This is a genomic window from Nonomuraea sp. PA05, from assembly GCF_008086045.1.
GTDB classification, from domain to species: domain Bacteria; phylum Actinomycetota; class Actinomycetes; order Streptosporangiales; family Streptosporangiaceae; genus Nonomuraea; species Nonomuraea monospora.
The window spans coordinates 61,867-80,003 of the sequence record NZ_VSEY01000053.1 but is presented as its reverse complement, the minus strand read 5'-3'; the positions used below and the strand labels follow the sequence as shown (position 1 = coordinate 80,003).

The following is an 18,137-nucleotide window of genomic DNA, read 5'->3' as shown; positions in this document are numbered from 1 at the left end:
GACGGTGCCCGAGTCGGGCTCGTACAGGCCGGACAGGATTTTCGCCAGAGTGGTCTTGCCGGAGCCGTTCTCGCCGACGAAGGCGATCACCTCGCCCTGTTTGATCTCGATCGAGACTTCGCGCAGGGCCGGGTCGGAGGCGCCCGGGTAGGTGAAGGTGATGTCCGCGGCGGTGATGCGCTCGAAGGCGCCGGGCAGCTCGGCGTGGCGGGCGGCGGGGATGCGGCTCTCCGCGTCGGCGCAGAAGTCGAGGAAGTCCGTGAAGTACAGGCCCTCCTCGTAGAGGCGGTTGGTGGCGAACATGAGCTGGCCGAGTGAGGACTGCGCCGAGCGGATGGCCAGCACGGCGGTGCCCGCCACCGCCAGGGCGATGGCGCCCACGGCCAGCAGGATGCCGAGCGCCGCGTAGACCAGGGCGGCGCCGAGGCCGCCGAGGGCCTCGCCCGCCAGGCGGGCCATGGTCTGGCGGCGGGCCAGGCGCAGCATGACGTCCTGCTCGGCGCGCGCCACCGCGTCGTACATGCGCAGCAGGAAGCCGCGCATGGTGAACGCGCGCACCTCGGCGGCCGGCTCGCGCTCCGCCAGGAGCTGGGCGATGATCCACTTGCGGCGGTTGGCCGGAATGAGGGAGTACATGGTCGCGTACTGCATGCGGGCGCTGCGGACGGCGGCCCAGGCGTCGGGGACCACGGCCAGCAGGAGGAGCGGGAGCAGGACCGGGTGCAGCACCACCAGCACGCCCGCCACGGCGGCGATGCCGACGGCGGCCGTGACCACGTCGATGGTGCAGGTGACCACCGAGTCGGCCATGGCCACCCCGCGCAGCCTGGCGCGTTGCAGCGCGTCGTGGAACTCCGGGTCGTCGTAGGCCACCAGGCTCACGCGGCTGGTCAGGCCGTACAGGCGCTCCTCCGTCAGCCGGGTGACCTGCGGGTCGAGGCGCGCCTGCGCCCAGCCCGCGCCGGCCTGCATGGTGGTGCGCAGGATGGCGGCCCCGGCGACGACGGCGAGGCTCGGCAGGGCGGCCATCACCCGGTCGGGGGTGGGGCCCTCGCTGAACAGCGCGGTCAGGACGCCGGTGGTGGCGAGCAGGCCGAACGCGGTGAACGCGCCGCCGAGCAGGTTGAGCGCGATCGTGGCGACCGTGTCGCGGGGGCTGGCCCGCCAGGCCATCCGCAGGGCCTGGCCGACGAGCGACGGCAGCTTCCTGGCGATGGTCAGGAAGCCGACCTCCGCCATCTTGTCGGTGTGGGCGTACCACTCGGAGAAGGAGATCTCGCCGAGCTCCAGCGGCTCATCGGCCATGTTGTGAGTGTGCCCACGCGGGCCGGCACTTCTCCACCGAATAACCCTGGGCGCGAAGCGTAGTTAGTGGCACACTCACGGTGATGCAGCGATTCGCGGGCCCCAGCAACCTCCCGGCCGAGTCCAACACGTTCGTGGGCCGGGAGGCCGACGTCGACGAGCTCGTCCACCTGATGCGCGTCTCGCGCGTCGTGACGCTGTGCGGGGCGGGCGGCATCGGCAAGACCCGGCTGGCGCTGCGGCTGGCCTCCAGGCTCGCCGCGGTGAACACCGGGGGCGTGTGCGTGTGCGAGCTGGCAGACCTGGAGAAGGGCCAGCTCAGGGGGCAGGTCGCCGCCGCGATGCGGATCTCGGGCGACCTGGTGGAGACGATCGGCGACCGGCGCGTGCTGCTGCTGCTCGACAACTGCGAGCCCGTCATCGGCGAGTGCGCCGAGCTCTGCCGCGACCTGCTGCGCTCTTGCCCCGGCGTGACGCTGCTGGCCACCAGCCGGGAGCCGCTGCGGGTGCCCGGCGAGACGGTGTGGCGGGTGCCGCCGCTGTCGGTGAGCGACCCGGGCGACGGCGCGCAGAGCGAGGCGGTGCGGCTGTTCGTGGCCAGGGCCACCGCGGCGCGGCCCGGCTTCGAGCTGACCGGCGAGACGCGCCCGCTGGTCGCGGAGCTGTGCCGGACGCTCGACGGGCTGCCGCTGGCGATCGAGCTGGCCGCCGCGATGGTGCGGGTGCTGTCGGTGGGGCAGCTCGTGGAGCGGCTGGACGACCGGTTCAGGCTGCTGGCGGGCGGCGCCCGTACGGCTCCGGCCCGGCACCGCACGCTCCGGGCGGCGCTCGACTGGAGCTACCGGCTGCTCACCCCGCAGGAGCGGCTGCTGCTGCGCCGTACGGCCGCCTTCCGCTCCTCCTGGACGCTCGACCTGGCCGAATGGGTCTGCTCGGGCCCCGGGCTCGCGGAGGAGGAGGTGCTGCCCCGGCTCTGCGACCTGGTCGACAAGTCGCTGGTCGTGCTCGACGGCGAGGTGGCGGGGCACGCGCGGTACCGGCTGCTGGAGACCGTCCGCGAGTACGCGCTGGAGCAGCTCGCCGAGTCGGGCGAGGAGGCCGAGCTGCGCCGCCGCCACCTGACGGCGCTGGCCAGGCTGGCCACCAGGTTCAAGGAGTCGCTGGCGCCCGGGGTGCGCACGTCGTGGCCGGTGGTCGAGCGCTACGTCAACCTCTTCGACGGGCTCAAGGCCGAGGTGAACTCCGCCTGCGACTGGTCGATCGCCATCGGCATGCCGGAGACCGCGCTCACCCTGCTGACCGACATCCGCTTCCTGCTGATCGGCAGCGGGCGCAAGCTCGACTCGACCGAGCGGCTCGACCGGCTGCTCGCCCTCGACGCCCCCCAGGTGCCGCGCGGGCTGCGCGGGCGGGCCACGGTCGTCCGCGGCGAGCTGGCGCTGGCCGCTGGCGACTTCGAGCCGGCCCTGCGGCACGTCAGGGCCGGGCTGGAGCTGTGCGCCGCCGCCAAGGACGTCTACGGCGAGGCACTCGGCACGATCGCGCTGGCCCAGCTCACCGGCGAGCAGGCGGCGATCGACCGGGCGCTCGACACGGCCAGGCAGTCCGGCGACCTCGTCATGGAGTCGCTGGCCCAGGCCACCAGGGCGCGCTACGGCCTGCACCAGGGCCGCCTGAAGGAGGCGCAGCGCGCCTACCAGGAGGTCCTGGCGATCAGCGAGGAGCTCGACAACCACTACGGGCAGACGTTCGGCCACATCGGCCTGGCCCAGGTGGCCAGGAAGACAGGCGACCCCGCCGCCGCCAAGCGGCACTACGAGTCGGGGCTGCGCCTGCTGCGGCACGTGGACGCCAGGCAGCAGATCGTCAGCTGCCTGGCCGGCCTCGGCCGGGTGGCGCTCGACGAGGGCGACCTGACGCAGGCCAGGGCCAGGCTCACCGAGGCGCTGGTGCTCAGCCGCGACGCCGGCCTGCGGGCCGGGATCGCGCGGCGGCTGGAGGCGTGGGCCGCGCTGGTCACCGCCGAGGGCGACCACCGGCGCGCGGTCCTGATGGTGGCGGCGGCGGTGACGCTGGGCGGGCGGCAGCCGGACGCCCGCACCGAGGACGTGCTGCGCCCGGCCCGCGCGAGCCTCGGCGAGGCCGTCGTCGGCGTGTTGTGGGCCGAGGGCACGGGGCTGACCGCCGACCAGGCGGTGGCCTGCGCGCTGGAGGGCGACCTGCCGGAGCCGCCGGCCTTGCCCGTCGTGCCGGTCCGCCAGGACAGCAGGCTCACGCCCAGGGAGCAGGAGATCGCCGAGCTGGTCGCCAGGGGGCTGAGCAACCAGGGCATCGCCGACGAGCTGGTCATCAGCCCGGCGACCGTCGCCCGGCACGTGGCCAACATCCTGTCGAAGCTGGGCTTCGCCACGCGTACACAGATCGCCGCGTGGGTGGTCGGCAGCCGCTGAGCCGTCTACACATCGCGCGTACATCGTCGAATGGCCATGTCAGCGCATGTGCGGGAACCCTCTGCACGCCTACCGTTCGTTACGTGATCGACCGCACCGCGCGTACCTCGCCCCTCGCGACGGGGCGCCGCGGCCGATCGATCGGGGACGTCACGCGTCCATACGGAGCCGGACCTTCTCGGAGGGGTGGGGGTCCGGCTCCGGGGCGCGTGACAGCGGGCTCGAGTCGCGCAGGGCTCGGGCCCGCCCAACCCGCCTGTGAACGCACAGCCCTTCGCAGGGAATGCACAGCCGCCTACATACATCGGTGGATGCTCGGGCCGCTGCGGCGGTCGTACGTTGACGGGCATGAGACCCACCGCCTCGACCACCGGCACCGTGATCCATGAAGTGTTCCGCCGGGCCTACGAGCGCGGCGACCGTCCCGCCCTCATCGACCTGCGCGGTGGCCTGGTCTACGGCTACCGGCGGCTGGTGACCGAGGTGACCAGGGCGGCCTCCGGGCTGGTGCGCAGGGGCGCCCGGCGTGACCAGGTGGTGGGGGTGCACGTGTCCACGGCGGGCGCCCAGACGCTGGCGGTCCACACGGTGGTGGCCGCCGGCGGGGTGGCGGCGCCGATCGATCCGGGGCTGCGCGCGGACGAGATGGCGGCGTGGCTGCGTGAGTGCGACGCCCGCGTGCTGATCACCACGCCTGACCTGGCGGAGACGGCGATCCTGGCGGCCGAGGAGTCCCGGGTGCGGCAGGTCGTGTCGCTGGGCCCGGCGCGCGACGCGATCGACTTCCGCTGCCTGCTCACGCTGGAGCCCACCGCACTGCCCGCGCTCGACGCCAAGCGGCAGCTCGCCGTGCTGCTGGCCGACGGCGCCCGCCTGTCGCACGCCGGGCTGCTGGCCAGGATGGCGGAGCTGGACCTGCGGGTCCGGCTGGCGGAGACCGACGTGGTGCTGACGACGTGGCTGCCGGACGGCGGCTGCGGTCTGCTGGCCCTGGTGGGGCTCGGCGTGTCGAAGGGCGCGCTGGTGGTGGCCGCCGACGGCGGCGATCTGGCCGGCACCGGCCACGACTTCGGCGTGACGGTCGTGACGGGCCCTGACGGCAGCCTGGAGCGCGTCGGCTGACAGCCGAATATGCGGAGCTGTTACCGCCCATCCCTTGACGGAGCGCGGCCCGAAGTGGGTTGATAGCCGTTGTTGACAACGTTGTCAAATCACCGCGACTTCGGGGGATTTCGAAGGGATGGTGTGGGATGCGACGGTGGTTAGCGGCCGTATCGATCACGATGGCAAGCGTGCTCGGCCTGGCGGCCTGCGGAGGCGGCGGTGGCGGGACGGCCACCGGCAGCCAGGCGCCCGCGGCGAGCAGCGGCGGGAAGCAGCAGGTTGAGGTCTTCTCCTGGTGGACGGGTCCGGGTGAGGCCGACGGCCTGAAGGCGATGAGAAAGATCTTCGAAGAGCAGAACCCGAACTACACCTTCTTCGACGCGGCGGTGGCCGGCGGCTCCGGCGACAAGGCCAAGGCGCTGCTGCAGTCGAAACTCCAGGCGAACACCCCGCCCGACACCTTCCAGGGCCACGCGGGCGCGGAGCTGCAGGGCTACATCAAGGCGGGCAACCTGGAGGACCTGACCGCCCTCTACGACGAGCTCAAGCTCAAGGACGTCTTCCCCACGCAGCTCGTCGAGCAGATCAGCGTCGACGGCAAGATCTACTCCGTGCCGGTGAACATCCACCGCTCGAACGTGCTGTGGTTCAACCCCGCCGTGCTCAAGGAGGCCGGGGTCGCCGCCGCGCCGGAGACGATCGAGGAGTTCCTCGCGGCGCTGGAGAAGGTCAAGGCCAAGGGCAAGATCCCGCTGTCCATCGGGTCGGAGTGGACGGCCACCCACCTGATGGAGAGCGTGCTGCTCGGCACGCTCGGCGCCGACGCCTACAACGCCCTGTTCAAGCCGGGCGCCGACTGGAACAGCGCGCAGGTGACCGCGGCGCTGACCAACTTCGCCAAGATCATGGAGTACGCGGGCGACCCGCAGGACGACTGGCAGCCCGCGGCCAAGCAGGTGGCCGACGGCCAGGCGGCGTTCAACGTCATGGGCGACTGGGCGTACGGCTACTTCCACAACCCGTCGCCGGGCGGCCTGAGCAAGAAGTCGAAGACGGACTTCGACTGGGCGCCCGCGCCCGGCACCGAGGGCACGTACCTGTGGCTGTCCGACAGCTTCACCCTGCCCAAGGGCGCCAAGAACCGTGACGGGGCGCTGGCCTGGCTGAAGGTCGCGGCCAGCAAGGAGGGCCAGGACGCCTTCAACCCGATGAAGGGCTCCATCCCCGCCCGTAAGGACGCCGACCAGTCGCTCTACACCGACTACCTGGCCGACGCGCTGAAGGACTGGTCGGGCAACAAGCTCGCCGGGTCGATCCAGCACGGCGTGGCGGTGAACCAGCCGTGGCTGGCCGCGATCAACGAGGCGGTCGGGCTCTACCTCGGCAGCAAGGACGTCAAGGCGCTGCAGCAGGGGCTGGCCGACGCGGCCACGGCCAACGCCCAGTAACTCGGACACGGGGGGCGGCCGCGGCCGCCCCCCGGGAGGGAAGCTTGTGAGGCGGGCACGTAGGTGGCTGCCCGGACTGCTCCTCGTCACGCCGTCGATCATCCTGATCGGCGTCTTCGTGTACGGCATGCTCGGCTGGAACTTCCGGGTCGCCATGACCGACCAGCACGACGCGGTGTCCGAGGGACGGTTCGTGGGGCTGCAGAACTTCATCGACATCTGGGACCTGCCACGATGGCACCTCTCGGTGAATCACGCGATCATGTTCACGGTCGTGTTCGTGCTGGGCGCCGCGGCGCTGGGCTGGCTCCTGGCGTTCCTGATGGAGAAGGGCATCAGGGGCGAGGGCACGTTCCGGGCGATCTACCTGTTCCCGATGGCCATCTCGTTCGTGGCGACCGGCATCGTGTGGCGGTGGCTGATGAACTCGGGCACGGGGGAGCGGGCGGTCGGGCTGAACCGGCTCTTCGACTGGATCGGGCTGCCACAGTGGCAGTGGTTCCGTGACCAGGACTGGGGCATGGCGGCGATGGCACTCCCCGCCATCTGGCAGATGTCCGGATATGTCATGGCACTCTTCCTGGCGGGCTTCCGCGGGGTGCCCGAGGAGCTGCGAGAGGCCGCGCGGGTCGACGGCTGCACCGAATGGGGGGTTTACCGGCACGTGGTGCTGCCGCTGCTGCGGCCGGTCACGCTGTCCGCGCTGATCATCCTGGGGCACATCTCGCTCAAGGTGTTCGACCTGATCGTGGCGGTGTCCGGCAAGCAGATCATCACCGACGTGCCGGCGGTGTTCATGTGGGTGGCGGTGTTCGACTCCAACGACCCGGCCAAGGGGGCCACGATCGCCTCGTACATCGTGCTCAGCGTGGCGATCTTCGTGGTTCCGTACCTGGTCTGGTCGGTGCGGAAGGAGAGGCGCTCATGACGGCGGTCGCCGGGCGCAGGGCCACGGTGTCCGGATGGGCAAGGTTCGGGCTGCTCGTGCTGTTCGTAGTGGTCTTCCTGATCCCCATCTACGTCCTGCTCGTCACCAGCTTCAAGCCGCTCACCGAGGCGGACCCCAGCCAGGCCTGGAACCTGCCGCAGACGTGGACGACCGAGGCGTGGCAGGTGGCGTGGGAGAAGCTCGCCCCCGGTCTGTGGAACAGCGTGCTGCTCGCCGTCCCCGGGTCGCTGCTGTCGTGCGCGCTGGGCTCCATGAACGGGTACGTGCTGTCCAAGTGGCGCTTCCCCGGGGCGGACGTGCTGTTCACGCTGTTCCTGTTCGGGATGTTCATCCCGTACCAGGGGGTGATGATCCCGCTGGTGCAGCTCCTCGTGTCGGTCGACCGGTTCGCCGGGCTGCAGGGGGTGTTCTACGGCGGCATCCCCGGGCTGGTGCTGGCGCACGTGGTGTACGGCATTCCGATCTGCACGCTGATCTTCCGCAACTACTACGTGACGATCCCCGACGAGCTGATCGAGGCGTCACGGGTGGACGGGGCCGGGATGTTGCGGGCGTACTGGTCGGTGGTGCTGCCCGTGTCGGGGCCCGCCATCGCCGTGGTGATCATCTGGCAGTTCACCTCGCTCTGGAACGACTTCCTGTTCGCCGTCTTCCTCACCGGGCCGACGAGCTGGCCCACGACCGTGATGCTGAACAACATCGCGGGCGCGCAGGCCACCCCGTACAGCCAGCAGATGGCGGCGGCCATCCTGGCGTCCGTCCCGACGATGGTGATCTACGTCCTGCTGGGGCGGTTCTTCATGCGCGGGCTGATGGCGGGGGCGCTCAAGGGGTAGCGCTCAAGGGGTGGCGCTCAAGGGGTGGCGCTCAAGGGGTGGCCGCGTGCGCCAGGGGCTCGCCGCGCACGTAGCGGGCCACGTCGGCGGCCACGATCGTGGCCGCCTTCATCGCCGTCTCCTTGCTCGCCCCCGCCAGGTGCGGCGTCATCACCAGGTTCGGCGTCGTGAGCAGCCGGGAGCCCGGCGGGATGGGCTCCTCGGGGAAGACGTCCATCGCGGCGCCGAACAGGTGGCCAGAGTCGAGCGCGTCGCACACGGCCTCATAGTCGAGCAGCGCGCCCCTGGCGCAGTTGACCAGCACCGAGCCCTTCGGCATGGCGGCGATCTCGGCCGCGCCGATCAGGCCGGCGGTCTCCGCCGTGGCGCGGGCGTGCAGGGAGACGAAGCGCGAACGTTCGAGCAGCTCGGGCAGCTCGACCTTGTTCGGCACGTCCACGTACGGGTCATGCACGAGCACCTGCGCCCCGAACCCCTCCACCATGCGGGCCACCCGCCGCCCGATCGCGCCGTAGCCGATCAGGCCGACCGTGTTGCCCTCCAGTTCGGGGCCGACGCTGTCGTAGGTGTAGTAGTCACCCCGCCACACGCCCGCCGCCAGATCGGCGTGCGTCTGCGGGATCCGGCGGGTGGCGGCCAGCAGCATCGCGAGCGTGTGCTCGGCGGTCGCCACCGCGTTACGGCCCGGCGCGAACGTCACCGCCACCCCGGCCCGCGCGGCGGCCTCCAGATTGGCGTTGACGGGGCCGCCCCTGCTCACGCAGAACAGCCGCAGATCCGGCGAGGCGTCCAGGACGCGCTTGGTCAGCGGCGCCATCTGTGTCACGCACACCTCCACCCCGCGCAACGCCTCGATCAGCTCCTCCTCCACGTCGGAGGCCTCGTCCACCTCGCCCACCCGGCCGAACGGCACCACCGGCCACGGCAACGTCAGCTCGCGGATGTCCACCTCTCCCGGGACCGCGTGCCGGATCGCGTCGATGAGCAGGCGGTTCTGGACGAAATGGTCACCGGCGGCAAGGACTCGGATGGTCAACGAACGGCTCCAATCGGGGAGTTGTACTGCAGCAGCGCCACCTGGCCGTCACGCACGCGCAGCTCGGTCAGTGCACAGTTGTCCAGGCGCGGGAACAGCCGCCGGTACTCGCCCAGCGGCACCCCGATCAGGTGGCACAGGGCCAGCCTGATCGCGGTCGTGTGCGCGACCACCAGCACCCGCCCGCCGGGGTGCGCCGCCGCGATGTCCCGCAGCGCGGCGACGAAACGCCCGGCCGCCTCGTGCGGGTTCTCGCCGCCCGGGAGGGGGTTGGTGGCGGGGTCTTCCTCGAACGCGGCTCTGGCCTCGGGGAAGAGGGCTTTCATCTCGGCCGAGGTGAGGCCGTCGCCCTGGCCGAAGTCCAGCTCCCGCAGCCGCTCGTCAACGCGCACCGCCAACCCCGCCCCGGCCGCGCCCGCCTCGGCGCCGGTGGCATCGGTGGCATCGGCCGCGTCGGTCGTGCTCACCTCGGCGCCACGCGAGCCGACTGCGGTGGCGCGCGAGCCGGGCCCGGTGGCGGGCGGGCTGGCGGCGCTCCAGCCGGGGCTGGGGGCGGTCTCGGCGGCGTGGGTGTGGCCGGGGTGGGGGGCGATCTGGGCGGCGTGGGTGTGGCCGGTGTAGGGGGCGATCTGGGCGGCGGCGGTTTCGGCGGTGATGCGGGCGCGGCTGAGCGGCGAGGCCCAGACCGCCTCCAGGCCCGCCCCCGCCGCCCACTCGGCGAGCCGCGCCGCCTGGGCGAGGCCGCGCGGGGTGAGCGCGACGTCGGTGAGCCCCGCGTAGCGGTTCTCGGCGTGCCAGACGGTCTCGCCGTGGCGGACGAGCACGAGATCGGTCATCGGTCGGTGGTCCTCTCACGGGCGTGTGCGGCGGCCGTCGCGTCGAGCCAGCCGCGCCGTTCCAGCTCGGCCACGAACCGCAGGTACGGCTCGCGCAGGCGGCCCCCCGACGGCTCGACGACCGCCTTGGTCCTGATCATGCTGGCCGGGTCGCCGCCCGCCAGCACGGCCATGCCCAGCGCGGGTTCGGCGTTCTCGCGCAGCGTCACCGGGCGTTCCAGGACGTCCGCCCTGAGCCGCGTCCAGTAGGCGCTCCTGGTCGCCCCGCCGGTCAGCACGATCTCGCCGTCCACGGGGGCGCCGAGGAGGTCGAGGTAGTCGAAGCACAGGCGTTCGACGAAGGCCGCGCCGAGCAGGATGGCGGCGTACCGTTCGACGTCGTCGGCGGGCTCGCCGAGGGTGAAGGTCTCGGCGTCGGGGGCGGCGAAGGGGAAGCGTTCGCCGCGTGACACGAGCGGATAGATGACGGCGGCCGGCCGGCCGCGGGTTGCTGCTTCGGCGCTGAGGGCGTCGAGGTCGCGGCCCGGCAGGTCGCGGGTGAGCGCGCCCGCGCCCGTGCTGGAGGCGCCGCCCGGCAGCCACGAGCCGTCCGGGGCGCGGTGTGAGTACACGACGCCCAGCGGGTCGTGGATCAGCTCCTTCGTGACGCCCTTCAGCACGAGCGTGGTGCCCAGCACCGAGTTCCAGCTTCCCGGCCGGAGGGCGCCGGCGCCGAGCTGGGCCGCGCAGCCGTCCGTGGTGCCGGCGATCACCGGGGTGCCGGCCGGGATGCCGGTCTCCTCGGCCGCCGCCGCGCACACGGCGCCGAGGCGGGTGCCCGGCCGTACGACGTCGGGCAGGATCTCGCGGGGGATGCGCAGGGTGTCGAAGACGTCCAGCGGCCAGCGTTCCCCGATGAGGTCCACGCCGGTCTTGAGCGCGTTGCTCAGGTCGGTGGCCACGGCGTGCCCCGTCAGCCGCCGGTTGACGAAGTCGTTCTGGTGGGTGAGCCGCACGCCGGAGGGGGCGTCGCGCAGCAGCCAGAGCAGCTTGGGCAGGGCCCAGTTGGGCTGCATGCGCCGGTAGCCGAGCCGGTCCCAGACCTGGCCGCCCGCCTCGTTGGCGAGGGTGGCGTCGGCGCGGCGGTCGTCGTACATGAGGGCGGGTGTGACGGGGCGGCCTGAGGAGTCCGTGAGCAGGATCGTTCCAGAGGTCGCGGCCACCGCGACGCCCTCGACGGGCTCGCGGACGGAGCTCATCGCCTCGCGGGTGGCGGCGGCGAGCTCGCGCCACCACTGCTCGGGGTCCTGCTCGTGCCGGGGCCCGTCGCGGTGGCTGGTCAGCGGGCGGCTGCCGGTGCCGAGCACCCGGCCGTCGCCCGCGACGGCCATGGCGCGCACGCTCTGTGTGCCGAGGTCGATGCCGATCCACACGCTCATGAACGGCTCCGCAGGTCGCCCAGCAGCGGCCAGCTGCGCGCGGTGTCGCCGCGCAGCGCGAGGAAGTCGGCGAAGAGCCGGTCGTAGAGGTCGCGGCGCCCGGGGCCGGGCTCGACGGCGTCGCGCAGCCGTACGTGCTCGCCCGCGGCGGCGGCCACGGACGGCGCGGCACCGGTGGCCGCCAGCCCCACGAGGTAGGCCCCCCGCGCCCCCACCTCGGTGTCGGCCGAGCGCCGCACGGGCAGCCCGGTGACGTCGGCGATCAGCCCGAGCCAGGTGGCGTTGGCCGAGCCGCCTCCGCAGACGCGCAGCTCGGTCGGGGTGGCGCCGGTGGCCGCGAGGCAGTCGCGGATGACCATGGTGAGCCCTTCGAGTGCGGCCCTGGCCACGTCGGAGCGGTCGTGCTCGAACGACATGCCCAGCAGCGCCCCTCTGGCCAGCGGGTCGGAGAACGGCGCCCGCTCGCCGGCGGGCGACAGGTACGGCAGGAACGTCAGCCCGCCCGCCCCCGGCCGGCTCCGCGTCGCCAGCTCGCCCAGCTCGGCGGGGTGCGACAGCCCGAGCAGCCGGCACGTCCACTGCACGACCTCGGTCCCCGCGAACGTCGGGAACGCCCGCAGGTAGCCGCCGGGCAGCGCGATCGTGATGCCGATCGGCTCGCCCTCCAGGTCGGGGGAGCCGACGACGACCTCGGTGCAGAGCGTCGTGCCGAGGATGCCGCACGCCTGGCCGGGCGCCACCGCTCCCGCGCCCAGCGCGGTCGAGGCGATGTCGTACGGGGCCATCACGACGGGCGTGCCGGCGGGCAGCCCGAGCGCGGCGGCGGCGTCGCCGGTCAGCCCGGCGACGGGGCAGGGCCGGATCTGGGGGAGCAGCCGCTCGGCCCAGCCCAGCCCGAACAGGGCCGGCAACGCGGGTGAGTACGCCCGCGCGCGCAGGTCCATGAACGGCGCGGACGCGTCGGACTCGTCGGCCGCCAGCTCGCCGGTCATCCGGGAGAAGATCCACCCGCCGCAGGTCAGCATGGTGCTCGACCGGGCCAGCCGCCCGGGGCCGTGCTCGCGCAGCCAGGTGAGAATGGCGTGCGGCAGCCCGGACGCGGCGGACGAGCCGTTGGTCCTGAACGCCTCGGCGGCCAGCCCGTCGCGGGTCCACCGGTCCACGATCGGGGCGGCCCTGGCGTCGTTCCAGAGGATGGCGGGGCCGGTGGGCTCGCCGTCGGCGTCCACCAGCCAGCAGCCGTCGCCCTGCGCGGTGATCGCCACGAAGTCGGCCCCGCCGACCTGGCCTGCGACCTCGCGCACGGTGGCCGCGACGGCGTCCCAGACGGCGTGCATGTCCTGCTCGGCGTGGCCGGGCGCGGGCCTGGACACGACGGTCTCGCGCCGGGAGACGGCCGCTTCGGCGCCCGAGGAGTCGTACCCGACGGCCTTGATGACCGTGGTGCCCGCGTCCACGCAGATGATCGCCATCAGGCCCTGCCGTGGGAGGTCCTGGACCGGCGCGACACGGAGTCGACGATGACGGCGAGCAGCAGCACCGCCCCGGTGACCACGAACCGGATCGAGGAGTCGAGGTTGAGCAGGGTCAGCCCGCTGGAGATGGACTGGATGACGATGATGCCGAGCAGCGCGCCGAACGCGGTGCCGCGCCCGCCGAACAGACTCGTGCCGCCGATGACGGCCGCGGCGATGGCGTTGAGGTTGACGTCGCCCGAGCCGCTGCTCTGGTTGGCCGCCGCGAGCCTGGCCGCGGCCAGGATGCCGCCGACCGCGGCGAACGTGGAGCAGAGCACGAACACGGAGGTGTAGATCGCCCTGACGTTGATGCCCGCCCGGCGCGCGGCCTCCACATTGCCGCCCACGGCGTAGACGGCGCGGCCCCACTTCGTCCGCGACAGCAGGTAGTGCATGATCAGCACCAGCGCCACGAAGAAGACGAACATCCAGCCCACGCCGCGCGTCTGCCCGAGGTACCAGACCACGAACGCGAGCACCGCCAGCAGCGCCACGCTCCTGACGGCCAGCGCGGAGACGCTCCTGGCCGACAGCCCTGCCTTGCGCCGCTCCTGGGCGTGCAGGTAGCCGCTGGCGAACAGCCAGACGGCCGCGATCACCGCGAACGTGTACGACAGCCAGGCCGGTACGAAGTCGAGCTGGGCGAAGTTCACCAGCCCCGAGTCGAACGGCAGGTTGATCGAGCCCTTGGTGCCCAGCACGTAGAGCTGGAGGCCGAGGAAGGCCAGCAGCCCGGCCAGCGTGATCACGAAGCTCGGCACGCCGAACCGGTTGAAGAGCTGCCCGTACAGCCAGCCGATGACCGCGCCCATGAGCACGGCCGCCGCGATGGCCAGCCAGACCGGCAGCCCCTGGCCGACGAACAGCACCGCAAGCACCGCCCCCGACAGGCCGCTGACGGAGCCGACGGACAGGTCGATCTGGCCGACGAGCAGCACGCACACGATGCCGAGCGCGATCACGCCGACGGCGGCGGACTCCAGGGTGAGGTTCACCAGGTTCGCGCTGGACAGGAAGATCGGGTTCAGGATCTGGAACACCGACCAGATGACGATGAGCCCCACCACGACCGGGATGACGCCCAGGTCGCCGCCGCGGGCCCGCTCGACCACGTCGGCCAGCGCGCCGCGCAGCCCTTCGCGGTCGCGGAGCCGCTCGTCCTGGCGGTCGGTCGCCATAGTCGTCACGACTGCTGTCCCCTCTGAGCTCGCCGGGACACCACGTTGTCGGTGGCGCCCGTGATGGCGGCGATGATGTCCTCGGCGGAGACGCTGTCCACCTCGAACACCCCGTTGTTGCGGCCGAGCCGCAGCACCGCGACGGTGTCGGCGACGGCCTTCACGTCCGCCATGTTGTGGCTGATCATGATGACGCCCAGGCCGTTCTCGCGCAGCCGCTCGACCAGGTTGAGCACCTCGGCCGTCTGTGCCACGCCGAGTGCGGCGGTGGGCTCGTCCAGGATGATGACCTTCGGGTCGCCGAGCAGCGACCTGGCGATGGCCACCGTCTGCCGCTGGCCGCCCGACAGCGCCGCGACCGGCACCCGCACGCTCGGGATCTTGGCGGAGAGCTGGCGGAGCAGCTCCCACGAGCGGGTCTCCATGGCCACGTCGTTCAGGCGCAGCGGGCGGATCTCCTGGCCGAGGAAGAGGTTCTGGATCACGTTGAGGTTCTCGCAGAGCGCCAGGTCCTGGAAGACGGTGGCGATGCCGAGCCTGTGGGCGGCGGCCGGGGTGGGGATGTCCACCTCGCGGCCCTCGAACGTGATCGTGCCGCCGTCCGGCGGATGCACCCCGGAGAGGATCTTGACCAGCGTCGACTTGCCCGCGCCGTTGTCGCCCACGACGGCGACGACCTGGCCGGCCGCGACGTCGAGCTCGATGTCGGTGAGCGCGGCCACGGCGCCGAAGGTCTTGCTGATCCCGCGCAGGGACAGAACGCTCATCACTGGATCCCGAGGTCCGCGCAGCCCTTGGCGTACTCGCCCGTGCAGACGTCGGCGGCCTTCATGATGCCGCTGTCGAACAGCACTTCCTTGATGTTCTCCGTGGTCACGACCGTGGGCACGAACAGCTCGGACGGCGTCTCGTAGAGGGTCGTCTTGCCTGCCGGCTTCTTGCCCTGGATGAACTCCCAGGCGGCGTTCGCCGACGCCTCGGCGACGATCTTGATGGGCTTGGAGATCGTGTTGTACTGGTCGCCCGCGATGATGCGCTGGGCGGCGGCCACCTCGGCGTCGTTGCCGGTGACCGGCGGCACCTTCACGCCCGCGGCCTTGAACGCGGCGATCGAGCCGCCGCCGGTGCCGTCGTTGGCGGCGACCACGCCGACGATCTGGTCCTTGAACTGGGTGATCTGGCCGCTGACCCAGGTCTGCGCCTTCTCCGGCTGCCAGTCGGGGGTGTCGTACTCGGCCAGCAGCTTGAAGCCGCTCGGGTCCACCGCGCTGTGGATGCCCTTCTTGATGAGCTGCGCGGCGGCGTCCGTGGGCGAGCCGTTGACCTGGAGGATGCCGCCCTCGGCCTTCTCGGCCTTGAGGTGGTCGACCAGCGACTGCGCGATCATGGAGCCGATCTTCTCGTTGTCGAACGAGATGTAGTAGTCGGCCGGCGTGGCCGGGATCGGCCGGTCGTAGGCGATGATCGGGACCTGCTGCGACTGCGCGGACTTGACGATGGTGGCCGCCGCGGCGGAGTCGACCGGGTCGATCACGATGGCCTTGACGCCCTGGGCGAGCGCGGAGTTGGCCTGTTGCTGCTGCTTGGCGGCGTCGGAGTCGGCGTTCTGGTAGATGACCTCGCAGGTCGGGCAGAGCTGCTTCATCTTGGCCTCGAACAGCGGCTTGTCCTGCAGCTCGTACCTGGTCGAGGCGAGGTCGGGCATGAGGAAGGCGACCTTGCCGCCGTCGCCGCCGCCGGTGCCCCCGCTCGCGCCTGCGCCGGCGTCCGAGCCTGCGCCCGAGCCGCAGGCCGCCAGCATCGAGCCTGCGAGCACTGCCACTGCGGCGAACGCGGAGGTCCGCATCTGAGCTCTGTTCACGGGTTGTTTCCTCACTTACGCCGGGTTGAACGCACCTGCCCCCGACACAGGGAACGCCTTCACTGGAGCGCACACCCTGTGGTGCGGCTCACGTTAGCGCGCGTTCAGAAACTTTGTCCAGCAAAATTGTTCAGAGCTGGTGAGCGGCTGCCAGGAGGCCCTCCGCCGTCGGCGTGTCCGTGACGAGCTGGTTGAAGTAGCCGCCCTTGGCCCCGGCCACGATCGAGAGCACCTTCTCCGCGCCGACCGCGACGGCGATCGTGTGCGGGATGCGGCGCAGCTCCTCGGGCTTGGCCGCCACCAGGCGCTCGCTGCCCGGATAGGTGACGGGCGCGCCGTCGCGGTCGTAGATCCGCATGCACACGTCGCCCACCGCCTGGCGCAGGCCCTCGGCGTCGCGAGGCATCAGCGACGGCACCATCTGCCTGGTCAGCGGGGGCGAGCCGACGCCGACGACGGCGCATTTGGCGTGCGCCCACAGGTCCATCACGCGGCGCACGGACGGCTCGTGCTGCAGCGAGTAGAACAGCTCGGGGCCCGGCAGCGCGGGCGCGTAGAGGTAGGCGGGCACGCCGCCGACACGCTCGGCCAGGATGCGGGTGGTCTCGTTGGTCTGGAACCAGGGCTGCGGCTCCTCCTGGCCGCCCACGGCCGGGGCGATCGTGACGCCCGGGTAGTGGCCGAGGCACTCGCGGGCGCACTCGTACACCGTGGTGCCCGAGGAGACCAGCACCACGTCACCCGACTCCAGGCCGACGGTGGCCAGCGCGCGGGTCACCCCGGGGGCGAGCCACGGGCCCAGCGCGGGGCCGCTGACCTTGGGCACCAGGTGCACCCGGTCCAGGCCGAGCGCCTGTGCCACCTCGGCGGCCAGCGGGCCGTCGCCGAGCGCGGCCGGGCGGTGCACCTTGATCTCGACGATGCCCTGCTTGCGGGCCTCGGTGAGCAGCCGGCTCACGGTCGCCCTGCTGACGCCCAGGCGTTTGGCGATGTCGCCCTGGGTGGCGTCCTCCAGGTAGTACTGCTGGGCCGCCGCGTACATCAGCTCGTGGGGGAATCTGGCCTGAGCCTCGGGGACGGTGTCGGCGGCATTCATGCGCGCGCTCCATGGGGATCCGTGAACAGATTTGCAGAACTGATGCGCAACCACTATAGCTTTGTGCTTACCGGAGCACAGGCTAGCCGTTGACCAGCGCATCGCCGAGAGGCGTGCGCGCGTACAGCACGCTGCGGCCCGTACGGGTGCCCGCGATCAGCCCCGTCCTGCGCAGCGCGGCGATGTGCCCGCCCGCGGTGCCCACGCTCTGCCCGAGCAGGGCGGCGAGCTGGGTGGTGGTGGCGGGCTCGGACAACTCGGCCAGGATGCGGGCCCGGCTGCGCCCGATCAGCGAGGCCAGGTCCCGCGGCGGCGGGGCGGGCGCGGCCGCGATGCCCCTGGCCGGATAGACCATCGCGTACGGCCAGTCGTCCTCCAGATAGGTGCCGATGGTCTCCATGAACGCCGAGGGCACGAAGAGCAGCCCCTTGCCGCCGAGCCGGTGGTCGCCCGACGAGGTCATCTCGATCTCGATCCGGCCGCCGGCCCGCCAGTGCACCCTCGGGCTGAGGTCCTCCAGCGCCGCCTGCCAGCCGTACGCGGCCAGCCGCCCGGCGCGGTAGGCCACGTCCCGCTGCAGGATCGCACGGAAGCGCGGCCAGTCGTGCGCGAGGATCTCCGTCCACAACGCCTCGTACGCGTCCGCGAACCGCGTCACCACCCCCGGCGCCAGTAGCAGCTCCCTGACCCAGCGGGCCACCGGGGGGCGCTTGGCCAGCACCCGCTCGATCTCCGCCCGCGCCTGCGCCGGCGGGGTCGCCCGCATGGCCGCCAGCTCCGCCTCGAACGGTACGTCCACCGCGGTCGGCGGCGGCGCGATGAAGTCCACGTTCGCGTCACCCCTGTTGCCGCTGACCGCTCCGGCGGCCCGCAGCACGGGGTGCCGCCGCATCAGCTCCCTGTGGGCCTCGCGCCATCGAGCCACCCAAGGGCCGTGGGCGCCCGCCCGGTAGCGGCCCGCCAGCACCCACTGCGCGTGCATGGTCTCGATCAAGGGGGAGATCGCGAACCTGCTCGCCATCAGATCCTGCGGAACGACCTCGATCGTCACCAGCACCTTTCGGTTATATCCGAAGAAGTCGCTCCGGCGGGAGGGGTGGCCC

General features: G+C 72.2%; 15 protein-coding genes. 5 read left to right on the top strand and 10 right to left on the bottom strand.

Going from position 1 to position 18,137, the window contains the following annotated elements; translation table 11 throughout:
* Positions 1-1,305, bottom strand: a 1,305-nt coding sequence (locus FXF51_RS52100) for an ATP-binding cassette domain-containing protein (protein WP_148442289.1), incomplete at its 3' end; no start/stop codon positions are given.
* 83 nt (positions 1,306-1,388) lie between these two features.
* Here FXF51_RS52100 and FXF51_RS52095 point away from each other — a divergent pair.
* The 5 genes from FXF51_RS52095 (at position 1,389) to FXF51_RS52075 (ending at position 8,092) form a co-directional block, all read left to right on the top strand.
* Entirely contained in the window at positions 1,389-3,755 is a 2,367-nt protein-coding gene (locus tag FXF51_RS52095; RefSeq protein ID WP_148442288.1) for a LuxR C-terminal-related transcriptional regulator, read from the top strand.
* 348 nt (positions 3,756-4,103) lie between these two features.
* A complete protein-coding gene (locus FXF51_RS52090) occupies positions 4,104-4,877 on the top strand; it encodes an AMP-binding protein (protein ID WP_148442287.1) in 774 nt (257 codons plus the stop codon).
* Positions 4,878-5,005: 128 nt separating this feature from the next.
* On the top strand, positions 5,006-6,307 hold the full coding sequence (locus FXF51_RS52085; protein ID WP_148442286.1) for an ABC transporter substrate-binding protein: 1,302 nt from the start codon (positions 5,006-5,008) through the stop codon (positions 6,305-6,307).
* Positions 6,308-6,353: 46 nt separating this feature from the next.
* Positions 6,354-7,235 (top strand): carbohydrate ABC transporter permease, encoded by an 882-nt coding sequence (locus tag FXF51_RS52080; RefSeq protein ID WP_148442285.1) that lies wholly within the window; start codon positions 6,354-6,356, stop codon positions 7,233-7,235.
* Positions 7,232-8,092 (top strand): carbohydrate ABC transporter permease, encoded by an 861-nt coding sequence (locus tag FXF51_RS52075; protein WP_148442284.1) that lies wholly within the window; start codon positions 7,232-7,234, stop codon positions 8,090-8,092. The genes FXF51_RS52080 and FXF51_RS52075 overlap by 4 nt, the downstream gene beginning before the upstream one ends.
* A gap of 31 nt (positions 8,093-8,123) precedes the next feature.
* On the opposite strand, the gene FXF51_RS52070 is transcribed toward FXF51_RS52075, so the two are convergent.
* The 9 genes from FXF51_RS52070 to FXF51_RS52030 all read right to left on the bottom strand — a co-directional run bounded on the left by FXF51_RS52070 (position 8,124) and on the right by FXF51_RS52030 (position 18,091).
* Entirely contained in the window at positions 8,124-9,128 is a 1,005-nt protein-coding gene (locus tag FXF51_RS52070; protein ID WP_148442283.1) for a 2-hydroxyacid dehydrogenase, read from the bottom strand.
* Positions 9,125-9,964 (bottom strand): histidine phosphatase family protein, encoded by an 840-nt coding sequence (locus FXF51_RS52065; RefSeq protein WP_148442282.1) that lies wholly within the window; start codon positions 9,962-9,964, stop codon positions 9,125-9,127. The genes FXF51_RS52070 and FXF51_RS52065 overlap by 4 nt, the downstream gene beginning before the upstream one ends.
* Positions 9,961-11,382 carry an FGGY-family carbohydrate kinase gene (locus tag FXF51_RS52060; RefSeq protein WP_148442281.1) on the bottom strand — a complete coding sequence of 474 codons (1,422 nt, stop codon included), beginning with the start codon at positions 11,380-11,382 and terminating at the stop codon, positions 9,961-9,963. Before FXF51_RS52060 ends, FXF51_RS52065 begins: the two co-directional genes overlap by 4 nt.
* Positions 11,379-12,854, bottom strand: a complete 1,476-nt coding sequence (locus FXF51_RS52055) for an FGGY-family carbohydrate kinase (protein ID WP_148442280.1) — start codon at positions 12,852-12,854, stop codon at positions 11,379-11,381. The genes FXF51_RS52060 and FXF51_RS52055 overlap by 4 nt, the downstream gene beginning before the upstream one ends.
* Complete coding sequence (locus tag FXF51_RS52050; protein WP_148442296.1) at positions 12,854-14,077, bottom strand: sugar ABC transporter permease; 1,224 nt, start codon at positions 14,075-14,077, stop codon at positions 12,854-12,856. Before FXF51_RS52050 ends, FXF51_RS52055 begins: the two co-directional genes overlap by 1 nt.
* Positions 14,078-14,082: 5 nt before the next feature.
* The gene (locus tag FXF51_RS52045; RefSeq protein ID WP_148442279.1) at positions 14,083-14,844 is read right to left on the bottom strand and encodes an ATP-binding cassette domain-containing protein; all 762 of its coding nucleotides are present in this window, start codon (positions 14,842-14,844) and stop codon (positions 14,083-14,085) included.
* Positions 14,844-15,938 carry a sugar ABC transporter substrate-binding protein gene (locus tag FXF51_RS52040; protein WP_222871860.1) on the bottom strand — a complete coding sequence of 365 codons (1,095 nt, stop codon included), beginning with the start codon at positions 15,936-15,938 and terminating at the stop codon, positions 14,844-14,846. The genes FXF51_RS52045 and FXF51_RS52040 overlap by 1 nt, the downstream gene beginning before the upstream one ends.
* 130 nt (positions 15,939-16,068) lie before the next feature.
* On the bottom strand, positions 16,069-17,034 hold the full coding sequence (locus tag FXF51_RS52035; RefSeq protein ID WP_148442278.1) for a sugar-binding transcriptional regulator: 966 nt from the start codon (positions 17,032-17,034) through the stop codon (positions 16,069-16,071).
* Between the two features lie 82 nt (positions 17,035-17,116).
* Complete coding sequence (locus FXF51_RS52030; RefSeq protein WP_262380453.1) at positions 17,117-18,091, bottom strand: winged helix-turn-helix domain-containing protein; 975 nt, start codon at positions 18,089-18,091, stop codon at positions 17,117-17,119.
* Positions 18,092-18,137: the final 46 nt, after the last annotated feature.